Annotated in this window: 23 protein-coding genes; 13 read left to right on the forward strand and 10 right to left on the reverse strand. The window is 56.9% G+C overall.

Going from position 1 to position 23,508, the window contains the following annotated elements; translation table 11 throughout:
• Nucleotides 1-203 precede the first annotated feature (203 nt).
• A complete protein-coding gene (locus EUU25_RS08950) occupies nucleotides 204-2,387 on the forward strand; it encodes a TonB-dependent receptor (protein ID WP_158900235.1) in 2,184 nt (727 codons plus the stop codon).
• A 178-nt stretch (nucleotides 2,388-2,565) separates the two neighbouring features.
• Nucleotides 2,566-3,315 carry a GntR family transcriptional regulator gene (locus tag EUU25_RS08955; RefSeq protein ID WP_158900237.1) on the forward strand — a complete coding sequence of 250 codons (750 nt, stop codon included), beginning with the start codon at nucleotides 2,566-2,568 and terminating at the stop codon, nucleotides 3,313-3,315.
• Between the two features lie 78 nt (nucleotides 3,316-3,393).
• Here the strand turns inward: EUU25_RS08955 and EUU25_RS08960 are convergent, their stop codons facing one another.
• Together EUU25_RS08960 and EUU25_RS08965 are read right to left on the reverse strand one after the other, a co-directional pair.
• Nucleotides 3,394-4,779 (reverse strand): MATE family efflux transporter, encoded by a 1,386-nt coding sequence (locus EUU25_RS08960; RefSeq protein ID WP_246162625.1) that lies wholly within the window; start codon nucleotides 4,777-4,779, stop codon nucleotides 3,394-3,396.
• A 5-nt stretch (nucleotides 4,780-4,784) separates the two neighbouring features.
• Complete coding sequence (locus tag EUU25_RS08965; RefSeq protein ID WP_158900241.1) at nucleotides 4,785-6,179, reverse strand: MFS transporter; 1,395 nt, start codon at nucleotides 6,177-6,179, stop codon at nucleotides 4,785-4,787.
• Between the two features lie 270 nt (nucleotides 6,180-6,449).
• Here EUU25_RS08965 and EUU25_RS08970 point away from each other — a divergent pair, with 270 nt between their 5' ends.
• The 4 genes from EUU25_RS08970 (at nucleotide 6,450) to EUU25_RS08985 (ending at nucleotide 11,406) form a co-directional block, all read left to right on the forward strand.
• Nucleotides 6,450-7,718, forward strand: coding sequence for an FAD-binding oxidoreductase (locus tag EUU25_RS08970; RefSeq protein WP_222848783.1), 1,269 nt, complete (start codon nucleotides 6,450-6,452; stop codon nucleotides 7,716-7,718).
• Between the two features lie 27 nt (nucleotides 7,719-7,745).
• Entirely contained in the window at nucleotides 7,746-8,066 is a 321-nt protein-coding gene (locus tag EUU25_RS08975) for a DMT family transporter (protein ID WP_158900245.1), read from the forward strand.
• Nucleotides 8,067-8,139: 73 nt separating this feature from the next.
• Complete coding sequence (locus tag EUU25_RS08980; protein ID WP_158900247.1) at nucleotides 8,140-9,483, forward strand: MFS transporter; 1,344 nt, start codon at nucleotides 8,140-8,142, stop codon at nucleotides 9,481-9,483.
• Between the two features lie 93 nt (nucleotides 9,484-9,576).
• Nucleotides 9,577-11,406: a CocE/NonD family hydrolase gene (locus EUU25_RS08985; RefSeq protein ID WP_158900249.1), complete on the forward strand. Its 1,830-nt coding sequence runs from the start codon at nucleotides 9,577-9,579 to the stop codon at nucleotides 11,404-11,406.
• Nucleotides 11,407-11,471: 65 nt separating this feature from the next.
• On the opposite strand, the gene EUU25_RS08990 is transcribed toward EUU25_RS08985, so the two are convergent.
• From EUU25_RS08990 to hppD, 6 genes are all read right to left on the reverse strand, one after another.
• Nucleotides 11,472-12,146: a nitroreductase family protein gene (locus EUU25_RS08990; RefSeq protein ID WP_158900251.1), complete on the reverse strand. Its 675-nt coding sequence runs from the start codon at nucleotides 12,144-12,146 to the stop codon at nucleotides 11,472-11,474.
• A 269-nt stretch (nucleotides 12,147-12,415) separates the two neighbouring features.
• Complete coding sequence (locus EUU25_RS08995) at nucleotides 12,416-13,633, reverse strand: amino acid aminotransferase (protein WP_246162626.1); 1,218 nt, start codon at nucleotides 13,631-13,633, stop codon at nucleotides 12,416-12,418.
• A 69-nt stretch (nucleotides 13,634-13,702) separates the two neighbouring features.
• A complete protein-coding gene (gene maiA, locus EUU25_RS09000) occupies nucleotides 13,703-14,338 on the reverse strand; it encodes a maleylacetoacetate isomerase (RefSeq protein ID WP_158900253.1) in 636 nt (211 codons plus the stop codon).
• Nucleotides 14,335-15,633, reverse strand: a complete 1,299-nt coding sequence (fahA, locus tag EUU25_RS09005; protein WP_158900255.1) for a fumarylacetoacetase — start codon at nucleotides 15,631-15,633, stop codon at nucleotides 14,335-14,337. Before fahA ends, maiA begins: the two co-directional genes overlap by 4 nt.
• Nucleotides 15,630-16,178, reverse strand: coding sequence for a VOC family protein (locus EUU25_RS09010; protein WP_158900257.1), 549 nt, complete (start codon nucleotides 16,176-16,178; stop codon nucleotides 15,630-15,632). Before EUU25_RS09010 ends, fahA begins: the two co-directional genes overlap by 4 nt.
• Entirely contained in the window at nucleotides 16,178-17,293 is a 1,116-nt protein-coding gene (hppD, locus tag EUU25_RS09015) for a 4-hydroxyphenylpyruvate dioxygenase (RefSeq protein ID WP_158903267.1), read from the reverse strand. The genes EUU25_RS09010 and hppD overlap by 1 nt, the downstream gene beginning before the upstream one ends.
• 157 nt (nucleotides 17,294-17,450) lie before the next feature.
• Between hppD and EUU25_RS09020 the strand changes: the two genes are divergently transcribed.
• Nucleotides 17,451-17,921: an Lrp/AsnC family transcriptional regulator gene (locus EUU25_RS09020; protein ID WP_158900259.1), complete on the forward strand. Its 471-nt coding sequence runs from the start codon at nucleotides 17,451-17,453 to the stop codon at nucleotides 17,919-17,921.
• A 354-nt stretch (nucleotides 17,922-18,275) separates the two neighbouring features.
• Here EUU25_RS09020 and EUU25_RS09025 read toward each other — a convergent pair whose 3' ends face one another.
• The gene (locus EUU25_RS09025) at nucleotides 18,276-18,533 is read right to left on the reverse strand and encodes a helix-turn-helix transcriptional regulator (RefSeq protein ID WP_158900261.1); all 258 of its coding nucleotides are present in this window, start codon (nucleotides 18,531-18,533) and stop codon (nucleotides 18,276-18,278) included.
• Between the two features lie 12 nt (nucleotides 18,534-18,545).
• Nucleotides 18,546-18,998: a transcriptional regulator gene (locus EUU25_RS09030; protein WP_158900263.1), complete on the reverse strand. Its 453-nt coding sequence runs from the start codon at nucleotides 18,996-18,998 to the stop codon at nucleotides 18,546-18,548.
• A gap of 387 nt (nucleotides 18,999-19,385) precedes the next feature.
• On the opposite strand from EUU25_RS09030, the gene EUU25_RS09035 reads away from it, so the two are divergent.
• The 6 genes from EUU25_RS09035 to EUU25_RS09060 are packed head-to-tail and all read left to right on the forward strand — an operon-like array spanning nucleotide 19,386 to nucleotide 23,506.
• Complete coding sequence (locus EUU25_RS09035) at nucleotides 19,386-19,664, forward strand: hypothetical protein (RefSeq protein ID WP_187351317.1); 279 nt, start codon at nucleotides 19,386-19,388, stop codon at nucleotides 19,662-19,664.
• 28 nt (nucleotides 19,665-19,692) lie between these two features.
• Complete coding sequence (gene traL / locus EUU25_RS09040) at nucleotides 19,693-19,980, forward strand: type IV conjugative transfer system protein TraL (protein WP_115548939.1); 288 nt, start codon at nucleotides 19,693-19,695, stop codon at nucleotides 19,978-19,980.
• Nucleotides 19,981-19,989: 9 nt separating this feature from the next.
• A complete protein-coding gene (locus tag EUU25_RS09045) occupies nucleotides 19,990-20,571 on the forward strand; it encodes a type IV conjugative transfer system protein TraE (RefSeq protein WP_158900267.1) in 582 nt (193 codons plus the stop codon).
• On the forward strand, nucleotides 20,561-21,298 hold the full coding sequence (locus EUU25_RS09050) for a type-F conjugative transfer system secretin TraK (RefSeq protein ID WP_246162627.1): 738 nt from the start codon (nucleotides 20,561-20,563) through the stop codon (nucleotides 21,296-21,298). The genes EUU25_RS09045 and EUU25_RS09050 overlap by 11 nt, the downstream gene beginning before the upstream one ends.
• Nucleotides 21,291-22,646 (forward strand): TraB/TrbI/VirB10 family type IV secretion system protein, encoded by a 1,356-nt coding sequence (locus EUU25_RS09055; RefSeq protein WP_158900271.1) that lies wholly within the window; start codon nucleotides 21,291-21,293, stop codon nucleotides 22,644-22,646. Before EUU25_RS09050 ends, EUU25_RS09055 begins: the two co-directional genes overlap by 8 nt.
• Nucleotides 22,643-23,506, forward strand: a complete 864-nt coding sequence (locus EUU25_RS09060) for a DsbC family protein (protein WP_158900273.1) — start codon at nucleotides 22,643-22,645, stop codon at nucleotides 23,504-23,506. Before EUU25_RS09055 ends, EUU25_RS09060 begins: the two co-directional genes overlap by 4 nt.
• The last annotated feature ends 2 nt before the right edge of the window (nucleotides 23,507-23,508 follow it).

The raw sequence follows: 23,508 nt of genomic DNA on the forward strand, positions 1-23,508 counted from the left end.
TGGTCATGACCTCTGTCCGACCAGAGGAGCGTTCGCTGTAAGTGGTTCGCACAATGACTATGAAAATCGTTGGGAATGCGGTGTCAAGTGATCAAATCTTGAATGACTTGCATCATGGAAAATCTTGGTATACATATTGTCGACATAATGTCGACCAAGGCGCCTTTAATGCGGGCTCCACAGCCAAGGTGAGGGGATGATACATGTCTAAGCGTGAAGTGAACAATTTGTGCATCAAAGGCCGCGAAGCTTTGCGGCGTCGCCTGACGACTTTGTCGTCTTGGGCAGCAGTGGCGGCTGCTCTGGCGTTCGCTCCTCAGACCGCATTCGCAGAAGAGGCAACCAATGCCGAAGAGGCCGGCGGCTCTGAGATTATCGTAACCGCGCGCAAGCGTGAGGAAGATATCCAATCGGTGCCGCAGACTGTTCAGGTTCTGGGTGGCAGCGATCTCGAGGAATTCGGCAAAGTCACCTTCAAGGACCTGCAATTCGAAGTTCCGGGCTTCTTCATGGAGAACTACGAAACGCGGGCTACGATTACCATGCGCGGCGTTGGCGCGCAGGTGCCCGGAAACGGCGCGGCCGTTGCCGCGCACGTGAATGGCATTTATATGCCTTCAACGGCGTCGTCGCTTGGCTGGATCTTCGATGTCGGTCAGATTGAAGTGCTAAAGGGGCCTCAAGGCACCCTTTACGGCCGCAACGCCACAGGTGGTGCAGTCAACATCATCACGCGTCGACCAGGTCAGGAATTCGACTTCGGTGCAAAGCTCGAATATGGAAGCGAGAATACGGTACGTGCCTATGCGGGCCTCGATGCACCACTCGGTGGTGAGTGGGCGCTTCGCTTAGCGGGCACGCTTACCCGTGCTGACGGTCGCATCATCAACGTAGCGAACAACAAGCGGATAGATGGTAACGAGTTCACTGGTGGGCGCCTTACTCTTACGGGCAAAGCGGGACCGGTAGACGTCGACTTGTTCGCGCAATACACCAATGAAACGGGCGGCGTTGGCGAACTCATCGCCCTGACCTCAGCTGGCAAACCGCTTTATGGGTGGAACAAGGGATACTATGACAACCCAACCAAACCTGTCGGTGAGCGTGATCATTATCTTGTAGGTCTCACGCTGTCCGGCGAATTGGGCGGCGGATACTCATGGCGTTCGGTTACAGGATATACGGATTATAACGAGCCACGGTCTCTGCTGGACGTGAACCCACTGCAGCAACCGGTCCAAGTTGTAATCTCTTTCCCGCAATATGCTGAACAGTTCAGCCAAGAATTGCAAATCGCATACGAAGGCGACAAGGCAAACTGGGTGATTGGCGGCCTTTTCATGGACTCTAAGGATGGCGAGACGCGTCGAGTTGATATTGTCCCGGTCGTCAATGGATTGCTTGACAGTGCTACCGACAACACAGTTAAGACCTTTGCCGTCTTCGGGGACCTCAACTATAACCTCACCGAACAGCTCCGGGCAAACGTAGGCCTTCGTTACAACCGCGACCGAGTCCGTAATCGGTTCACAGGCAACGGCCCTGCAGACTCTCAATCTTTTGATTTAAGGAGCACGCAGAGCGAGGTTACTGGTCGAGTCGGTCTGGACTATACCACTGCTGGCGGAACGATGATCTATGCCTCAGTCTCCAAGGGCTTTCAGTCAGGCTACAACACGACAGGTTTTGCAGTTGATGGAACGCCGCAACCTGCCACGGTCAAACCGGAAACCCTCTACGCTTATGAAGTCGGTGCGAAGTCGACGTTGCCCGGCAACAATGGTTACCTAAACTTCGCTGGCTACTACTACGATTATCGTGACATGCAGGTTCGGGTTGGCGGCATTCCGCTTCTTCCAGATGGCAATCCCGACCCTGCCGGGGTTCCGTTCTATACGGTTCTCAACGCCGGCAAGGCGACCATCTGGGGATTTGAGGCATCGCTGAGCAACTTCCGTCTGAGTGACAATCTGCGTCTTGATCTCAGCGCCGGTTATTTGCACACGAAGTTTGATGAGTACTTCACATTGGATGACACAACGGCTCAACCGGTCGACTATTCCGGTAATACCCTGCCCCGTGCTCCAAAGTTCCAAGGAACTGCCGCACTGACGTTAGACAAAATCGCGGTTGGCCCAGGCGAAGCCAGCGCGAGGGTTGAATACCAGTATCGTAGCAAGGCCTTCGATAAGGCCGACAACCGTTTCATTCTTCAGTCTACCGGTCTCGTCAACGTCCTAGTCAAATATGACATCGGAGACTGGTCGCTGCAGGCTAGCGGCAGGAACTTGACCAATCAGCGCTATTTCGCCTTCTACGATGGCCGAAATTTCGCACCTCCGGGCCAGTTCCGAACATGGAGCTTGGGTCTTAGCTACCGCTACTAAGGCGGATCGGCAGGCCGGACCTTCAACAAGGTCCGGCCTGTTTTGTTTGCCGGCTTGTGCCCGGCCATGCGTTCTACGGACTCGAAATGTAGCCGGATTATTTGTAGCGACCTTCCGTCAGTTCATGTAGGGCCTCGCCGACAACAACTTTAACAGTTGTCTGCTTAGGAGATTCACGATGGCTCAATCAGAACGGTCTGGTCGTAACGCCAAAGGGAGCGCGACCAAGCCCGGACGCAAGCCAGTTCGCGGTTCAGGCGCAGATACGGTTTACGAGACGCTTAGGACAGAGATTCTAACTCTGAAAATGGAGCCCAGCACGCTCCTCGACGAAACGGATCTCGCTGAACGATTCGGATTGTCACGCTCCCCGATCCGCGAGGCTTTGATCAGGCTTGCTGCAGAAGGCTTAGTTAAGACCCTGCGCAATCGCAGTTCGATCGTAGCTCCGTTCGACATGATTGCCATTCCCAGCTTTCTGGATGCCACAGAGCTGCTCTACCGCCTGACGGCAAGGCTAGCTGCGACAAATCGGACGCAGGCCCAGCTTCATCGCATCAAGCAAATCCATGACCAGCACAGCGTGGCGACGCGCGAGCGCAACATGGCGCTCATGGTCCGACTGAATCGAGAGTTTCACTTGGAGATTGCTGACGCGTCTGGAAACGCATTCTACGCGAACTGGATGCGGCAGTTGCTTGATCAGGGGCAACGCATCTTAGGCTCCTATCTTCTTGATGTCTCTGAACTTGACGATCACGACCTCGAAAGTCACTGGATCAACGCGCATTGGTCCATAGTGGAAGCAATAGAAGTACGCGACGCTGACGCTGCGGAAGCCGCAGGGAGGCGTGATTTTGATACAATTGCAGTCAGAATGCGGGAGCGCCTGACCGAGCGTCCTTCCAATCGCTTGTCATTGAGCTGACACCCGTCCGATCGATCACCTCTGGAGAAAGACCCATCATCACAGAGCGATCGGTCAATTTGGCAGTTTGTTCAACCGTCAATTGTGGCCAGACGATGCAGGAAGCAGACCAAGCCTGTACCGGAGTAGCCAGCGCCCAAGCACCAGCAGGGCGACGACAGAGATCCCACTGCCCAGCCCGACCCAGATACCCAATCCTTCCCAGCCGCGCGCAAAGGCCAACCAGGCTCCAAATCCGATTCCCCACACGGAGTAGCCCGAGAAGGCGAAAATCATCGGCCATCGCGTATCGTGCAAGCCACGCAGCATCCCGGTGCAGACGACTTGCACGCCATCGGCAATCTGGATTAGCGCTGCGATCCCGAGAAAGGAAACTGCAAGTTCCGCGATCTCCGAATGGGCTGGATGCTCGGCACTCATGAACAGCGATACCAATAGGTCCCGCTGCGTTGCTATGAGCAACGCCATGCCGACCATAAAAGCAATCGTCAGGAAGAAGGCAGTCCAGCCGGCTCGTCTGATCAAGCCATGGTCCTGCCTTCCGAACCCGATGCCAATACGTACCGTGGCAGCTTGGGCCAAGCCTAGAGGCACCATGAAAGCGATGCTGCCAATTTGGAGCGCAATCGCATGGGCCGCCAAAGTATTTGGACCGAACCAGCCCATCATCATCACCGCGACAATGAATATCGCATCCTCAAGCGCCATCGCCACGCCAATCGGAACACCAAATTTCCAGAGCGTGCGAAAACGAGCCCAATCGCTTCGCCACCATCGGCCAAACAGCGAATATCGCCGAAACCGCGGGTGCATTCTGAGGATAGCCATCATGGCCAGCAGCATGAAAAGATTGGCCAGCACACTGCCAATTCCAGCCCCGACCAGTCCCATTGCCGGCAGGCCAAAACCACCGAACATCAGAGCATAGTTGCAACCTGCATTGACGAATACACCAGCAATGCCGACCACAAGAGACCAGCCGGGGCGCTCCATTACGGAGAGGAAGTTCCTGATCAACAGCACCCATAGATAGGGCAGTATCGACCACATGCAAGCTCGGACATAAGTGCCTGCGAGAGATGCCAGATCCTCATTTTGACCGAGCATCCTAAGAATAGGAGCCGTTTGCCAAAGTACGAGCCATACAAGGCTGGAGATTACCACGGACACCCAGAGCCCTTGCCGGAATGTGCGGCGAAGATCCCGGACGCTATGCGCTTTCCGGCCCCGCTCGCTTGCCATCATTGGCGCTGTTGCGGTGATGAGGCCCATGCAGAATATGACTGTGGTCATGATCAGACTTGAGCCGAGGGACGCGGCGGCGAGCTCGTTGGCCCCAAGCCAGCCAATCATCACGACATCCGTCGCTCCAATTAGCGTCAAGGAGAGATTTGTGAGGATCAGCGGCAAGGCAAGCCGCTGAGTAGCGCGAAATTCCGCGCGCCATAGGGGGGCAAATCTCACACCGATCATCCGCTGTTTCGAAGGGATCTTTGCTCTAGTCTGCGGCGGATAATCCGGTGCCGAGCCCTGGTGATTGGGAACATGGCGGCCAGCAGTGCCGCTGCGGTCAGGAACAAGGCAGGGAGGTAGCCGTTGGCTGCCTTGAGTCCGAAGATCGCCATTTCTGATTGAGATCCGGCCGAAGGGTCAAAGCCGAACAGCCCGGCAACAAGAAAGGCGAATGCAGGCGCTGCAGCATAGGCAATTTTGCGCAGGACCATCCAGGCAGATGAGTAAATTCCTGCCCGGTTTCCATTCGACTTCCAGGAATCATAGTCAACAATGTCGCCGAAAATGGCGTAGAGCGCCACATCACGGGCAACACCAAGAGTATAGAACAAAGCCATAAAGCCGATGAAGAATGCCAAAGCGTTCGGTCCAGGTTGGAGCAAAGCAATTGTCGCTCCGGCGATAGCGCCACCCACCAGACCCACGAGCAGGACACGCGTCTTCGAAGTCCGTTTCAGCAGATGCTGCCACAATTTGAGAGACAATGTCGAAACCACGATTGCAGTCAAGAAAATGGCTGTGAAGGATTCGCCAACGCCGAGATAGGTGTCGAAAAACAGGAAAAAGAGTGCAGTCATGCACCCCACCGCAAAGTCGGAAAGGAACGCGACTGTGAGGAACAACTGGAACGGGCGGTTCACCCGAATGGCTGCAATCGTCTCGCGAAAGCCCGAATGTTCGGCTTGAGCCACTGCCTGGCCGTTCGGTAACCAGAAGATGGCGTAGAGTATCCCGAGCGGATAAGCGATTGCGATCAACCAGAACATGGCATGGAGCGCGGCAAAATTCATTTCCGTTGAAGGAAGAAATGGGAGCAGTGGCACGAGGCTCAACAAGATGAGGCCGGTGTTCTGCCCAAGACCTCGCCAGACTGCCAGTCGCGACCGTTCTTCATACTTGTCAGCCAACTCTGCAGACCAGGCCGTGTATGGAATCTCGAACATCGTCCAAGCGAGGAAAAAGAAAAAGTAGCAAATCGTGAATGACCAAATCGTCGGGTCATCACCCGGAACATAGAGTCCGTAGGCCGCCGGGATGGCGAGGAAGATGCTCGCGAATAGCCAGGGCTTACGACGCCCCCATGCCGTTCTTGTCTTGTCTGAAAGTATACCGACAGCGAGATCGGTGGCACCATCGGTTAGTCGCAGAAAAAGCATTGCGATGGAGATTGATGCCAATGCGAAACCAAACTCCTTGGCATACAGCCCGGGAAGGATCGCAAGAGCAGGCGCTCGTAACATTTCATAAGGCGCTGCGACAGCCCCATATCCGACAAAGAGCTTGGCTGGCTGCGCACCGACTAGCTGTCCGTTGGGTTGCCCTGCACTACCGCTCACTTGGCTGGTTTCCACTCGGCCCGCTCCCCATTGTTCTCACATTTGAGTTCCGCCGACTTTCAAGCGGGCGCGCACATTTAATAAGCCCCTTTGCATCGGCCTCGAGCTGCTCTACTCTTGTCGACAATGAGTCGGCAACATTTATTTCGGGACGAGGTTGAACACATGGGTGGAGGCAACGCCAACGGATTGCTGCAAGCTTTATCATCTGTGCTTGGCCCTTGCGGTTTCCTGACGGGTGAAGCACTCAGATCTCGGGCCACTAGTTTGTGGAATTCGCAGCCAATGTCGGCATTGGCAATGGCGCGTCCAAAGACGACGTCCGAAGTGAGTACTGTACTGCGCCTATGCCATGAGGCTTCGCAACAGGTAGTTGTAGTAGGCGGCGGCACTGGACCGGTTGCAGGAGCTGAGCCGACAGGCGACCGGATTGCCATTTCGCTCGAACGCATGAATCAGATAGAGAACATTGATCCGATAAATGCCAGTTGTGTCGTCCAAGCCGGGACTTCTCTTCAGACCGTTCAGGAAGAGGCGGCTAGCCACCTCATGCTTTTTCCTCTCGACTTGGGTGCTCGGGGTTCCTGCACCATAGGCGGAAACATCTCGACCAATGCAGGCGGCATCAATGTCTTGCGCTACGGATCCATGCGAGGTCTGGTTCTGGGGCTTGAAGCGGTCCTACCGGATGGCACCATTGTCTCGTCAATGAACAAATTGCTTAAGAACAATGCCGGGTTTGACCTCAAGCAGCTCTTCATTGGCACAGAAGGCACATTGGGAGTCGTTACACGCGCCGTGTTGCGGCTGTTTCCCCAGCAACCACATCGCCAAACTGCATTAATCGGTCTCCGCGGATTTGATCAGGTAACCCAACTGCTGCAGCTCGCGAAATTGAAGTTCGGTACAATGCTCTCGGCCTACGAAGTAATGTGGCAGTCTTACCTGGAAGAGCAATTGCGTTTTTTCAATCGTCGCAGCCCGTTTGTTGATCGGCATGCCTTCTATGTAATTATCGAAACCGAAGGGGCGGACTCGAAACTGAACGAAACCGTTATCACCGACACTCTGGAATTTGCATTCAACGAGAACATCATCACAGATGCGGTCATAGCCAAATCAGAACAGGAACGACGCGGTATTTGGGACCTGCGCGAAACTCTCGAGCCATTCCTCAGCGATAAGCCCTCTTTTGGCTACGACGTTGGCGTTCCAATTGGTGACATGCCGGCCTACGTGAAACTCGTCGAGACCAATCTGACGCGCCGATGGCCTAACAGCATCTGCTATACGATGGGCCACATCGCAGATGGCAATCTTCATTTCTTTGTAAAGCCGGGCCTTAAGGAAGCTCTCAGGGAAGACTGTGACGAAGATGTATATGGAGCTCTCGAAACGTTCGGGGGTACAATTTCCGCCGAACACGGGATTGGTTACGAAAAGCGGGACTGGCTCCTCCGCACATGTTCAACCGAAGAAATAGCTATGATGCGCTCTCTTAAGAACGCGTTGGATCCTAAAGGAATTCTAAATCCCGGCTGCGTGTTCGAGTGATCGCCCGGCTCATTGTTGGAGTGTATTGTGGCTTGGGTATATCTGCTGTTTGCTGGTCTTCTGGAGATAGTCTGGGCGACTGCCATGAAATTGTCTGCTGGCTTCAGTCGTCCAGGTGCCAGCGTCGTAACGCTCGTAGCATCGACGGGGAGTTTCGTACTCCTTGGCCTCGCAATGAGGACTCTGCCCTTGGGCACAGCCTACACGGTCTGGACAGGGATCGGCGCAATCGGGGCTTTCATCGTAGGCATCTTCTACCTTGGTGAGAGTGCGACTGCCACCCGGGTCGTTGCCGCAATATTGATACTGACCGGCATCGTTTTGATGAAATCGACGAGCGCAGGCTAGTTTCTAGGCTGTCCATTGCCGGACCAAGCCTACCACGAAACCTGACCAGAACGGAAAGACCTAGGAGAGGATATTGCAACCATCATCATCAGGCTCTTCCGGGTCGGAGATATCGGCGTGGTTCGGCGTAGCCGTTCTCATGTTTATTTCCGTAGTTGCGATCCTCGACAGGCAGATTCTGAACCTGCTTGTAGACCCGATAAGAACCGAACTCGCTCTCACCGATATCCAGATTGGAGTCCTGCAGGGGCCAGCTTTCATGGTATTCTATACGCTGTTCGGCTTCCCATTGGGCTGGATGGTGGATCGAATGCATCGTCTCCGGCTGCTCGCTGCTGGCATTGCCCTCTGGACTGCAGGAACGATCGCCTGCGGTCTTGCAGACAGTTATGAAGCTTTGATTGTCGCGCGGGCTGTGGTGGGGATGGGCGAGGCTGTGGCGAGCCCGGCTTCAATTTCACTTATCGCCGACTATTTTCGCCCCGAGAGACGGGCAGTAGCAACCAGCGTTTACGGAACCGCCGCCATGTTTGGAACTGGCCTGGCTCTGGTTGGCGGGGGTCTGCTGCTATCCCTCTCCGAAATCATAGGACCGCTCCAGATCGCCAGCCTGCCACCCATAGAGGGCTGGCGGTTTGCCTTTGTTGCATGTGGCCTGCCCGGCATTCTTGGCGTTTTGCTGGCTCTGTCGGCGCGTGAGCCGCCGCGCCGCCTTGAAACCTATGCCCTTGATGGCAAGGCAGGGTTGGCAAATTTCCTTTTCTCAGCCCGCAAGTGGATCCTGTCTCACTTTTCGGCAGTCTGCCTTGTGGCCATCATGTCATTTGCCTTCATGAACTGGCTGCCCTCCTACCTGATCAGGGGATATGGCTGGCAGCCTGCCAATGTGGGGCTCCTCACAGGCATCCAGTTTTTGCTCCTGGGTCCGTTGGGCATCCTTGCCGGGGGCTTCATCGTGCGCCGGATGCAGCAGAAGGGCGTTTCGGATGCGGCAGCTCGCGTCCTGCGACTTGGTGCAATCCTGATCGCCTTGTCGCTTGCCAGCATGGCAGCCCCTTGGTCCAGTAATACTGTGCTGCTGCCCTTGAGCCTAGCCGTACTCTTCGTTTCCATGCTTCCGACCATATCGCTGCTCGCGATCCAGCAAGCGACACCAGGTGAATTGCGAGGCCGGATGGCGGCCATCTATTTCATTACGACGAACCTTGTCGGCTACTCTCTTGGACCAATTATAACGGCCGCGTTGAATGAGCGATTGTTCACCCAAAGTGGGCAGCTGGGCTATTCGCTCGGGCTGGTCGGAATAGTTCTGGGGCCCTTGGCTGCCCTACTGTTTTCGCTGTCCCTGACACACTTCAGGAAAATCGTTGAGCCAAACCGCGACGAAGGTTTGCATCGAAGGGCAACTTCCGAATGAAGTCAGCAACATGCCATATTTGCTTTGATGTTTCCGCAAGACCGAACACGGTTCTCGGCTCGCATTAAGCAGCATTCACGAAAAGGAGCTTGGATGATGCGTTTCATAGTTAGTTCGATAGCTGCCGCAATCGCTTTCGTTGGACCGGCTTCTGCCGAATTGCCGCGCCATCCTGATGCTCCAGCCCGCGAAAGTCAGATTGGCGAAGGTGCGCAGAGTGTCTCGATACCTCTCAATGATGGGACTACTCTTGCAGCCGACCTCTACTTGCCTGACAGCGCAGGGCCGCATCCCGTCATTCTTGAAGTAACGCCTTACGGACGGCGCAGCACCTTCAGTTTTTCGGGTGAACACGCTTTTTGGACAGGGCATGGTTACGCGTTTATGGTGGTTGATGCCCGCGGCACCGGGGCTAGCGGAGGAACGCACACTTTTATGGCAGATGCCCGGCATGACGGGCCTCAGATCGTCGAATGGGTTGCGGGCCAGCCCTGGTCGAGCGGGAAAGTCGGTATGCGCGGCAGTTCCTACAGTGGCACATACCCAATCCAGACCGCAATTGGCAGGCCCCGGGGGCTTGCCTGCATTAGCCCCAATGCAAACTTCCAGAGTGGATTTGACGGCCCCCCTTTCCTTGGCGGCGCCTTCATGCAAGGCTGGGCATTGGGCTGGACGCTGCGCGTAACTCCTGCCCATGCGGGCAAAGCTGGTCCAGTGGACTATGACAAGCTACTCTCGCATCGCCCCCTCCTGACGGCTGACCTTGCGGCCCACGGCGTCGAAGTCCCGGTCTACCGTCAGTTTCTCGAACACCAGACTTCAGACAACATGTGGGCCGACGTTCATCTCAGTCTCGAAGATTACCGCCGCATCAATGTACCGGCGCTAACTTTCACTGGCTGGTACGACACAACATTGCCAGGCAGCATTGCTAATTATCGAGCGATGCGCGGACTTGCGGCATCTTCAGATGACCAATGGATCATCGTCGGCCCTTGGGACCATTCCGGAGCGTCAGAAGGCGGCTATTCCCGTGACACCGGGCAGCCAATCGACAGGATCGGCGCACTTGCAGTCGAATCCAGGGGCCACAAGCCCGGCCAGCGGATGGCCCGGGAATTCTTCGACTGGTGTTTAAAGGGAACAGCGAGCCGTCCAGCCTGGCCGTCCGCTCAGATGTTCGTTCCGGGCCAGAACCGTTGGATCGAGACGGAGCGCCTTCCCAGTCCCCTTGTGAAGTCCAGAAAATTGTTTCTCGGCGGATCGGGGCGAGCCAATGCAATCTCCAGTCAGGGCCTCCTTGAGGCCGCTCCAAGCCAAAACGCGCTCGACGAGTACACACACGATCCCGCAAACCCCGTTCGCAGTGACCTTCCGGCGAATGGCCACAGGGCCATAGCTGGGGGTTTAATCGGGCCGGTTGACATCTCTCACCAACTGGCGCGCACCGACGTTCTTACATACGCTACACCGCCGCTCAAGACTCCTCTCACTCTTCTCGGAAACGCGAGGCTTTCGATCTATGTCCGGGCTGACGTGCCGGACTTCGACATGGTTGCTTTGCTTGAGGATGTAGCACCCGATGGTGCTGCCATTCGTCTTGATTCCGGATGGGCCGGCGTTCTACGCGCCCGCTATCGTGGCGGTTCTGGTCGTCTTGCGCTCTTGAAGCCAGGCGAAACCGTGAAGCTCGAAGTTAATCTGGGCGAGAAGGGGCATACGCTGCGCGTCGGCCATCGCTTGCGTTTATCCGTCTTCAGCAGCGCCTACCCGTTTATCAGCGTCAATCCAGGCACCGGCAACGATATCGCCACCGACAACGCATCCCCCCGTTCGGCTCGAATAACGATCCTGCGGGGTTCTTCGTATCCGTCGGCGCTGAGCTTGGAGGTTCTTGAACCAAGGGCGCAACCATCCAAATGAGCACCTACTGGGACAGGTTAGGGGTTGGGCGAGCTGCTATCCTTGTTCGCCCAACCCCGCTGGCACTAGCGATAATCCGCAATCTCTTCGAAAGGCTTTTTGACTTTGGCATGGACGGGAACCGTCGCGCCGTCGGCCGGATATCCACACACCAGCAGAAGATAGGGTTTTTCGGAAGCTGGACGACCGCACATATCATTCAAGAAGGTCATTGGCTTGGGAGTATGGGTCAGCGTCGCTACACCGGAATGGTGCAAGGCTGAGATCAAAAAGCCCATCGCAATCCCGACCGACTCCGGAACGTAGTAGTTCTGGCGCTCGATGCCCTTGCGAATGCCCCCCTTGCGTTGCCCGAAGATGGCAATGATCCAGGGAGCGGTCTCAAGGTATGGCTTCTGGTCATCAGTTCCAAGTGGCGTAAGCGCGTCGAGCCACTCCTCGCCTGCCTTGCCACTGTAGAATGTGCGCTCTTCCGCTTCTGCGCGTTCCCGCAGCTCTTTCTTCAGTTCCGCCGATCCGATGATGGAGAAGTACCAAGGTTGGTGATTGGCCCCGCTAGGGGCAGTACCGGCAGCCTTCACGGCGTACTCGATCACTTCGCGAGGTACCGGACGGTCGGAAAATTCCCTTACCGTATGGCGCTTCCGCATTTCCTCGTAAAACGCTTCCGCACGCTCGATCATCTCCGGATGAGGATAATCCATCCGATCGGGAAGAGGTATCGAATCATGCTCTTTCATTGCCCTAAACTCCTTGTCCAACAGCGACAGTTACATTTTTTGCCGACACTTTGTCGACATGATAGAATGGAAAGCCATTGAGTGCAATCATAGAAGTTCGGACTTTCGCAAGCATATGGTATTTCCAAAACTTTATAGACCAAGCATAGCTCCTCCGTTCTGGATAAACTCTCGGATTTTTGGCTTGGGCTCGATACGACCAAGCTGAGGAAAAATTCCGCTTAAACCTGATTCAAACATGCCAGCGACAGGTCCAGGCTGGACGCCTTTCAACTTAAGTATCCAGAGATCGATTGCACAAAATGAGGCATATTCGCCTCACTTAATCCCGCGATGTTGATGCGACCGTCCGGCGCCATGTAGATCGCCCTTTCCTCCCGGAGCAACTGCACCGCATCTTTTGAGACGGGCAGCAGCGAAAAAAGCCCGCGTTGATTGGCGACCGCAGACAGTTGCGGCAGTGAATTCGCAACAGCCTTTCGGAGCCCGTTTATCCTTTCCCGCATCGACGCCAGTTCCTCCTGCCAAACGGATCGAAGTTCGGGACTGGAAAGGATGATTCGGCATGTCGCCGCACCATGGTCCGGCGGCATGGACCACATAGCGCGCGCGGTTCCGAAAAGCTGCGAGCGCACAGCATCAGTTTCAGCGTGCGTTGTGGCCTTCACGAATAGGGATCCAACACGGTCCCGATACATGCCGAAGTTTTTGTCACAACTGTAGGCGACAATAGCTTCAGGCAAGTTCTCGACAAACATCCTCACGGGTGCTGCATCAGCCTCAAGACCATCCCCAAGCCCATGATAGGCAAAATCAATGAGGGGAAGCAGGCCCTGTCGCTGACACAGCGCGAGTAATTCCGTCCATTCTGAACTACTGAAAGTCGCGCCAGAAGGATTGTGGCAGCATCCATGCAATAGGATGACGTCCCCTGACTTGGCAGACCCGAGGTCGGCCATCATGCCATCGAAATCAATCCGCAAAGTCGCCGGGTCGTAGAAACGATGGGAGCGGCTCTCAAGGCCTGCCGAAGCGATCAGGGGAAAATGGTTCACCCAAGTCGGGCTGCCAACCCAAACTACTGCATCCTTCGAGGCTTCTGCGAGCAACTCGAATGCAAGGCGGAGCGCGCCATTGCCCCCCGGGGTTTGCAAGCGGACTAGGAATGGCGAAGTCGCGAGATCATCGCCTAGCGCGAGACGTGCCGTCAGATCGACGAAGCCGGAATCACCAACCGGGCCTAGGTAGGACTTGCTATCCTGCTGCTCGACCAGAATACGTTCAGCCGCCTTGACGGCACCCAATACCGGCGTAAGACCCTGATCATCTCGGAAGATCCCCACACCAAGGTCGATCTTGTGCGGCCGGTGGTCCTCCTGAAACAGGCGGATAAGGCCGAGCAAGGCATCAGGCGTTTGTTGGGCTAGTGATCTGAACTGACTTTGATGCATAATTTTTCTCCACGTTCGGCCGGTACTTTGCGCCATACCGTACGATCTTGGCCGGCTATGACCTGGTTTCTATGGTCAGGCTCTCATAGGGATTGGTGGCGGAATTCAGCCCGACCCGGCCTGCTGCTCAGGGGCCGCATCTGCAAAAGCCGCTATCGCCCTTGCATTCTTCGTTACCGCTTTAATGGCGGGAAAGGTCTCCAATGAGACTTCGAAGCGATCGGCAGAGTAAACTTGCGGGACGAGGCAGCAATCCACCAAGCCTACTGTGTCACCGAACGCGAACTGGCCGCCATGCTTCTCAATTAAAGCCTCGAGCGCCTCGAAGCCGCCTCGGATCCAGTGCGCGATCCAGTCGTTGACCGCCGCCTCATCGGCACCGAAATCGTTGCGCAAGGCATTGAGGACCCGAAGGTTGTTCAGCGGATGGATGTCGCAGCAGATGACCTGCGCCATGCCTCGCACGATAGCCCGACTTTCGGCATCTGAAGGCAAGAGCGGAACCTCCGGGTATCTCTCCTCTAGCCATTCGATAATTGCCAGTGACTGGGTTAGGCAGGCACTGTTCATCTCTAGCGTAGGAACCAGTCCCTGCGGGTTTACCGCCAGGAAGGACGGGTAGCGCTGCGCGCCAGTGCGCAGGTCATGGCTAAGCGCTTCGTATGGTACGCCTTTGAGGTTCAGGGCGATGCGCACACGATAAGCCGCACCCGAGCGCCAGTAGTCGTGCAATCGGATCATGTTCGGGCCGCTTCCACCACTCCGCTACACAAGCCGAAGCCGATCGAGCGGAAGCCGTCGCGCACCGCACGGGCAGACAGGATCAGCTCATCACCATCTTCGAGGAAGCTTCGTTCTTCGCCATCCGGTAAGGTCACAGGCGCCTTGCCCCCTTGGGACAGCTCCATGAGGCTACCCAGGCCCGACGGATCCGGAGTCGAAATCGTGCCTGTACCAAGCAGATCGCCGGGCATCAGGTTGCAGCCATTGGCCGTGTGGTGAGTTACCATCTGTGCAACCGTCCAGTACATTGATGTGGCAGGACCGGTCCCCAGCCGATGCGGCGGCATTCCCGCTTCACGCATTTTTCGTGTCGCGATCCAGGTCTCGAGCGTGAGCGCAAATGCGCCCTCGGCCTGATCAGTTGCATCGAAAAGATAGGGCAGCGGCGCTGGATCATCTTCGGGCCGGGCAGGTTGAGCTATGCGAAACGGTGCCAGGGCCTCTGCGGTGACTACCCAGGGCGAAACGCTGGTGAGGAAGTTCTTGGCCAGGAACGGGCCGAGCGGTTGATACTCCCATGCCTGCAGGTCGCGCGCCGACCAGTCGTTGAGCAAGCATAGGCCGCCAACGCGCGAGCCCGCCTTGCTGATCGGAACCGGCTCGCCCAGCGCGTTTTCTCCTGCGATCCAGACTCCAAGTTCCAGCTCGTAGTCCAAACGGTAGGTCGGGCCGTAACCGGGCAAGTCAGAGTAAGACGGCTTGTGCTGCCCTTTCGGACGAATGACCGGAGTCCCCGAGAGGCGAATTGAAGATGCCCTGCCATGATAGCCGATCGGTACGTACTTGTAGTTTGGTAGCAGCGGATTGTCAGGCCGGAACTGCCTGCCGATATTGGTGGCATGATGAATGCCGACGTAGAAGTCGGTATAGTCGCCGACCGTGAACGGCAGGTGCATTGTACAATGCTGCGACGGATAAAGGTGCGGCAACAAAGCCACTCGGCTCGTTCGATCCGTCAGGCTCGCAAACACCCCATGGCGAAGTTCCTGTCTCTCCGCGGAGGATAGTGCGAACAGCGCATTTAGCGTGCCCGTTTCCAGTGCTGGGCGAACGCTGTCAGGAAGGAGCCTGTCACGCGAAAGACCGGACAGATCAAGAATTGAGTCCCCGATAGCGGTTCCGACACGTCGCTGCCCATCACCAAGAGAGAAGATTCCAAGCGGTAGGTTCTGTACCGGGAAGTCGGGGTGCTCGTCAGCTCCATCTATCCAGCTGCTCGCCTCGCGATCATGCGTATGATCGATATGGCTCATTCAGCGGGCTCCGTGTGCAGCCAAGCCGCATGACGCGGTGCTCGCTTCGTCCGGCTCCATTCTTCCAGCATAACCGGAGCGAGCTCACGCAGCTCCGCATATTGCTCCGGTGTGCCTATATTACAGGCCAATTCGAGCCTGTGTCCGTTGGGGTCGAAGAAGTAGATCGACTTGAAGATCCCGTGGTATGTTGGGCCGAGCACCTCGATGCCCTGAGCTTCGACATGGGCCTTGGCTGCCAGTAGCGCGTCCAGATCAGCCACCTCGAATGCAAGATGCTGAACCCAGGCAGGAGTATTCCGGTCGCGGTCCAATTCCGGCTGGTTGGGCAACTCGAAAAACGCCAGTACATTGCCGCCTCCCGCATCGAGGAAGATATGCATGTACGGATCGTCTTCACCAGTCGAGGGCACTTTGTCCTCCGCGAAAGCGGTGGTGTATTCCATGCCTAGGACGCGGCTGTACCACTCGACGGTTTCTTTCGCATCCTTGCAGCGATAGGCAACATGGTGGATGCGCTTCAGGCTGGGTGCCGAGGTCGTCATCACTCGGCTCCTTCCATCTGAAGCGCACCGCGGCGCAGCTGATCGCGCTCCATGCTCTCGAACAGGGCAGTGAAGTTACCCTCACCAAAGCCCTCATCCTTCTTGCGCTGGATGAATTCGAAGAAAACCGGGCCGATCATTGTTTCGGAGAAGATCTGCAGCAGCAGCCGTGGATCGCCTTCCGCGGTCGATCCGTCCAGCAGGATGCCGCGCTTCTGCAGTTCGGCCACCGGCTCGCCGTGGCCGGGCAGCCGCTCGTCGAGCATCTCGTAGTAGGTCGCCGGCGGCGCGGTCATGAACGGCGTTCCGCAAGCCTTGAGTTCATCCCACGATGCGATCAGATCATCGCTGGCAAAGGCGATATGCTGGATGCCTTCGCCATTGTACTGACGAAGATACTCCTCGATCTGACCGCCGCCCGCCTGACCTTCTTCATTGAGTGGAATACGGATCTTGCCGTCTGGCGCAGTCATTGCGCGGCTGGTCAGGCCTGTGTATTCACCCTTGATGTCGAAATAGCGGATTTCGCGGAAGCCGAAGACGCGCTCGTAGAAATCCCCCCAGTGAGCCATGCGCCCGCCGTACACATTGTGGGTCAGGTGATCGATGGTGTGGAAGCCAGCACCAACCGGATGAAGGTTTGCCCCGGGTTCGTAGACGAAGTCGATATCGTAGATCGAGAGATCGCTGCCGCTTTCATGGCCTTCGTAGCGGTCCACCAGATAGATGATCGAGCCACCGATTCCGCGGATCGCCGGCAGCTTCAATTCCATCGGCCCTGCATGGATGGCAACCGGTTCAGCACCACGTTCAATTGCCGCCGCATAGGCCTTTGCCGCATCGCGAACACGCCAGCCCATCCCGCAGCAGGAGGGGCCGTGTTCGGCTGCGAAGTAGGCCGCGGGGCTTCTAGGTTCATAGTTGGCGATAAGATTGATTCCACCCTGTCGCCACAATGCGACGTCTTTTGACCGGTGTTGGGCAATGCTTGTGAAGCCCATGGATTCAAAAACGGGCTCAAGCACGCCCTTCTGCGGAGCGGAAAACTCAATGAACTCGAACCCATCGAGTCCAAGCGGATTCTCAAAAAGGTCCTGTCGGTGTGTCGGTTCAATCACGGGTCCAGCCTTTGCTAGTGATGTTGCGCTTGCCGGGAAGGCATAGTGACTGATTACCAAGGACAGAGCGCGTGGTGTGCGCGAAAATCAGGGGTGACAGCTTTTACTATGCACGATATTCGCGCAATTATGATTTATAGTGATAGATTGACGCATGGACCGGATTGATCGGAGAATTCTGAAGCACCTCCAAAGCGATTCGTCCCTTTCACACGCTGAACTGGGCGAGCGTGTTCACCTTTCGCCCTCGCAGGTATCCCGGCGAATTCTACGCTTGCAGAATGAGGGTATCATTGCCGGCCATGTCGCTCTGCTGGACGAGCAAAAGTTGGGTTTGCAAGTGGAAGCCTATGTAATGGTATCGCTTAGTTCTTACGCGCCGGATGTCGTCAAAAAGTTCCATGACCGTATGACCATGCTGGACGAAGTCTTATCTTGCGCCTCGACCACGGGAGATCTCGATTACCTTCTGCGAATTGTCGTCCCTGATTTGCGGGCATACTCGAAACTGATGAACAACGAACTGCTCGGCCATGGCGATGTCGCAGGCGTCAGGACAAGTGTAGTCCTTGACCGGATTAAACACACGACAGCCCTGCCGATATCAGAAAAGGATGGAAATTGACGATCGAGTGATCGAGGGGTTCGCAAAGCTGCAAGCGATCAATGAAGTACCGATGCTTGACGCCGATATGTCCAACAGCCTGAACTGAGGTTATTCAGTGAGGACTTTATGAAGGAACATAGTCTCGACCCTCGGCGGAGGGCTTCATTCGGTTCTTTGCGAAAGCTATGTCGCTCGTGCATGTCGCGCCAGACGCCCCCGGTCTGCAGCACTTGGAGCAAACCAAACAGGAAGAGCCGATTATCACCAGTGGTATGCGCTCAGCTACTTCGCTCCATCAGCAGCAGCCAGACTGGTTCCCACTGCGCTTCTGACAAATCCCGCAGCGCATGTAGGCTTCTTGAAAATCAGCCTTTAGTCAGAGTTGTAGACTGTTTCAGTAACCTGGGTAATCCATGCATCAATTTCAACCTCTACCCAAACGGCGCATTTAGGGCCAAGTGAACGGGATCGGGGAAATTTGCCTTCGCTCATTCGTTTGTAAATAGCTGAACGGCTCAACCCAACACGCTTGATCACTTCTGGCAGCCGGATAAGACGCGACTTAGCCTGCACGACGTCGATCGGTACATCTGTAGAAGGTTGCGGAACAAGATACGTTTCGGATCGCATATCGATTTCCTTCTATCGAATGGACAGATCACGATTCACGACATCGCGAATATGATCAGCAAGCAATTTGGCAACAAGCCGCGAGGTCCCAACGGCCCAGCGAGGCCTGATCTCTTGCAGATCTTCGCCCAAAGCCTCGGCAATTGTCGCTGGCAGCGCAGTGAACAGCTCATCCCAGAACTGCCCCATATCCTGATGCATCCATTCGGACGCCAGATCTTCATGTCCTGCAAGCGCAAGCGCCAATACGCCTTTGGGAGGAACGCCAGAAGCGCTGAGCAGCCGTAGCGCTTCCTCAGTCGTCACCGGTCGCGTCCCGCGAATAACACCCAGCAGAGCATCTTTATGAAGTCCGGTCTCACGTGCGATCGTGCGCCGAGCCTTGGATGACCCATCAATTGCCTTTGCCAATGTGCGCGCCAGTACCGGATCAACTCTGGGGCGCTCGGCTATTTCCATATGCATCGATGGATGTCCTTTCGTTGTTCATCGCTATTGATTCGATTCAATATGTGGACATCGTGCCTGTAGGAAACAGAAAAGAACATTAGCAGAACATATAGGATTTCCTATTTTGAGACGATTCGCCTCTGTGGCGCATTTTCCGCTCGCTGGTGGCCGATTCTCCGGCCGCATGTCGGCGCATGATTGACGGCTTTTGGCGCTTTCGCAGTCGGTGCTTGCCGCGCTTTCGCAAAACGCGCTCCCCATAGAACGCTCGGAGCACATTCCACTTTCCTATCCCTCTCCTAGCGCATCATTAAGAACAGACAGCGAACAATATCGCTGCCCACCCTCTCGATGGAGAATGCATCAATGACCACAATGTCCCTCAAACCCCGGCTCGGCAAAATGACCGGTCTAGCGCTGCCGATCGCGATCGCAGCCCTTGCGGCAACGGCTGCTTATGCCGGTGCCGACACCACCTTCACCCCAGCGCTCACCAAGTTCACCGACTTTCTCGAAGGCTCGGGCGGCAAGATCATCACCGTGCTGAGCCTTGCAGGCGGTCTCATCGGCCTTGCCTCTGGCCGCTTCACACTGAGCCAGATCGCTGTGCCCGTTGCCGTTGGCATCGGTGTTGGCACCGGCGTGCCGATTGTCACCTCGACCATCACTGCTGTGATCTGATCGGCACACCAAAAAGGAGGGTGGCACCATGACAGACAGATATCTTGTTCCCAAGCGGCTCGACGATCCGGAGCTTATCGGCTTCTGGACGCTCGACGAGTTTGCCGGGATCATCATCCCCTTCACCTGGGGAATCCTAAGCCAGCATATCTTCATCGGCATTATCGTGTCAGCCGGAGCCTGGTTCACCTTGCGGAAGGCAAAAGCAGGGCGTGCCAGTTCATGGGTCCTCCATGCCGCTTATTGGTATCTGCCTTCAGGGTTTACCGGTCTGGTCGCAACGCCGCCCTCCCATTGCCGGCTTCTGGCCGGGTGAGGGAAAACCATGCTGACCCATATTTCGCACGAGCGCAGCCAGTCGCTCCTTCGCCAGAGGAACCTGCTCGCGCTGACCAGCGTCGCGCTTGGTCTGGCGCTGGTTGTGACCGGCGGACTTGCTGCCACCCGCGACCGCGAGGTCGTGCTGGTGCCGACGATCGCCAAGCCGTTGAGTATTTCAAAAAGCGGGGTGAGTGCCGACTATCTCGAACTGGTAACCCGCGATGCCTCGCTGATGCTCCTCAACCGCAGCCCCGAAGGGCTCGATTACTGGATGGCGCAGATATTGGAGCTCGCCTCGCCTGCCCATCATGGCAGTCTCAAGGCCGAGCTGGTGCGTATCGTCGAAGAACAGCGCGGTTCGGATGTCACCCAAGCCTTTGTCATCAAGGGGCTTATCGTCGATCCGAACAAGCTGACGTCGGAAGTGCATGGCACCTTGAAAACGCTTGTCGGCGCGCAGGTCATTGCGAGCGACGAACGCCGTTTCCGTTTCGACTGGAGCTATCAGGGCCTGCGTTTGGGGCTCGCTGGCTTCACCCAGATCAACACGCCCGAAAATCCAGAGGAGAATGACGATGCGGAATAATCCCGTCCTTTGCATCTGTGCAATTGTGGCCTGCCTGATGCCGGGCGCTGCCTTTGCTGACCAATACAAACAAGCCGCCGACAATGCGCGCATCGAATGCGTGGTGTCGAAGCAGGAACTCACCCGCATCGCGCTCATCGGCGACCAGTTTGCGAGTGTTTCGAAAATCTCGAGCGGCACACCCTATAATGATTTTGCGGTGACCAACGAGCCGGTGCGCGGCGATATCTATATCTCGGTCCCCGAAACCTATGCGGCAGGCTCGATCAGCTTTTTTGCTACGACCAAGAAGGGCTTCGTCTACAAATTTGCCTGCAAGGCCGAGACAATCGAAGCCCAGCAGCTGTTCATCAGCAATCCGGCGCTTGCCAAGAGCGATGCTGCGAATTGGGAACAGCAGACCCCGCAAAACCAAAGTGCTGTCCGCCTCATCCAGGCGATGGCGACCGATCAGACAATCGACGGCTTTGAAATCCGCCAGTCGGCAAGCCCTGCAGCGCGCGTGGGAAATCTCGAAATCCAGCTGATCGCTGAATATCGGGGTGCTGCACTTTTCGGAAAGGTCCTTCGCCTCACCAATCGCGGCAAGAAACCATTGCCGCTCGCCGAACGCGATCTCGCGCCCAAGGACACGCTTGCGATCAGCTTGAACGAGCCAAGCCTTGCTGCGGGTGCTTCCACCACCGCCTTCATTGTCGGCGCAAATGGAGAATATGGTCATGACTGAACCCGCAACCCCCAGCGCAAATCCGCAATCCCAAGCTCAACCGCAAACGCAAACAACTTCGCACCCGCCATCGCTGTCGCTTGCAGCGCTCAACGCGCGCACGGCGAAACGCCAGCAAATGCTCCTGGGCACCGTCGGCGCGCTCCTATTGGGCGGTGCCAGCTGGTTCATCTTCGGTAGCGACAGCGAGGCAGGGAGTGACCAAACGGCAGCGGCGCAGGAAATCGACACGACCGGTCTGGTGAACCGCAATCTCTCGCACAAGGAATTTGTCGCAAGCTATGGCAACCGGCTCGATGCGATTGCCCGCGAGCAAAAGGCGATGAAAGACGCGGCACTCCCGCGCGAAGATGTCGAAGCGCAGATGGCGGCGCTCAAAGCCGAGAACCAGGCGATGCGGGTCGACGGACAAGCGGCGATCGATGCGGTCTCAGCCGAAAACGCCGCATTGAAGGGCCAGCTTGCCGCACAGGCAGCTGCACCCCCTCCCCCGCCCGTTCCGGCATATGGCCCGCAAGCTGGCGGCTATGACGCGCGTGGCCGTGCCGGCAACGTCGCTGGCACCCAAACCCTATCCAGACCAGATGCAGGCGGCATGCTGCCGCCGGGCGAGGTCAAGCTCTTGAGCTTCGGTAGTGACAAGGCGGCAGGCGGCCTGAAGGCATCGCGTCCCGACCTGCCGCCGCTGCTGGTCGAGGATAGCCCGGACTATCTGCCGCCCAACAGCTATGCGCCTGCAACGGTGATCGTCGGCGTCGATGCCTCGGCGGGCGTCTCGAGCCAGACCGATCCGCTGCCGGTGGTGCTACGGATTACCGGCCCTGCCCGTTCGGTCATGCAAAATGGCCGGGTGCTGACGACAAGGCTCACCGGCTGCGTGGTCAATGGATCGGCGCGCGGCGATCTCTCGTCGGAAAAGGTCTATGTGAAGCTTGCCAAGATGACCTGCGACCAGCCCGGCGGGCGTGTCGCGGTCTCCGAGGTCAAGGGTTTTATCAGCTTTGCCGGCAAATCGGGCGTACGCGGCCGCGTCGTTAGCCGCGAAGGCAGTCTGGTCTCCCAGGCACTGCTCGCCGGGATCATCGGCGGCTTCGGACGTGGCTTTTCGGCCAATGCCAATAGCGTCTTTTCAGGTGTGACCGCCAATGCCGATGGCAGCCGCTCGAAGCTTTCGCCCGGTGACATATTGGGCGGCGGGCTCGGCCAGGGTGCCGGCGATGCTGCCGATACGGTGAGCAAATATCTCATCGAACGCGCCGAACAATATCAGCCCGTCGTCGAAATGCCGACCGGGATCAGTGTCGACATCGTCTTTCTCGACGGCGTCTATGTGAGGAACAGACAATGACCGAAGACACACAACCACGCCGCTTCTGGCTGAAGGCAGGCGGGCTCGGGCTCGCTTTGGTAGCCCTGTCCGCTGCCACAGGCTGGAGCGCTGCCCGTTATGGCGGAGCCGCAATCGCAAGCCCCGATATCGCCCAGGTGCGCGAAGCATTGAAGCTGCGGCTCCCCAAAACGCCGATCGATGCAATTGACTGCAAGGGTCTGGCGGGGCTGTGCGAGGTCGCCTCGAAGACCACGCTCTTCTATGTCGACCATAAAGCCAAATATCTGGTCATTGGCCGCATCTATGACATGGAAGCCCGCCAGGACCTGACCGCGGCCAGGCTGCTTGCCCTCAATCCCGATCTATTGGCGGCAGGTGCCGCCCGCCGTCCGGATGCAAGTGATGACAGCGCAGCGCCGTCCCGTGCGACACCTGCCAAGGTCTCGCTTTCGGGGCTCGATCCCAAAGGTGCGATCCATTGGGGGCCTGCAAACGGCCCCAAGGCGATCGTCTTTTCGGATTTCAACTGCAGCTATTGCAAGAAATTGGAGGCCGAACTGATCGCAATCGGCGCACGCGTCGAAGAGCGGCCGATTTCGATTCTCGCAAAGGAAAGCCGCACGCTTGCCGAAGCCGTGCTCTGTGCCGTCGAGCCTGCAACGGCTCTGCGCAAAGCCTATGCCGGCCAGCCCCTCACAGCTACCAAAGCCTGTAACACCAAGGGGCTCGATGCCAATGAGGCCTTTGCCAAGGCGCACGGCTTTGGCGGTACGCCCGTGGTCGTGCGTCCGTCCGATGGCGCGGTGCTCGAAGGCTACCGCGCAGGTCCCGAGCTCAAGGCCTTTCTCATGAGCAACGCCGCTCCAACCAACGGATGACC

Source organism: Sphingorhabdus lacus (assembly GCF_009768975.1).
GTDB lineage: Bacteria > Pseudomonadota > Alphaproteobacteria > Sphingomonadales > Sphingomonadaceae > Sphingorhabdus_B > Sphingorhabdus_B lacus.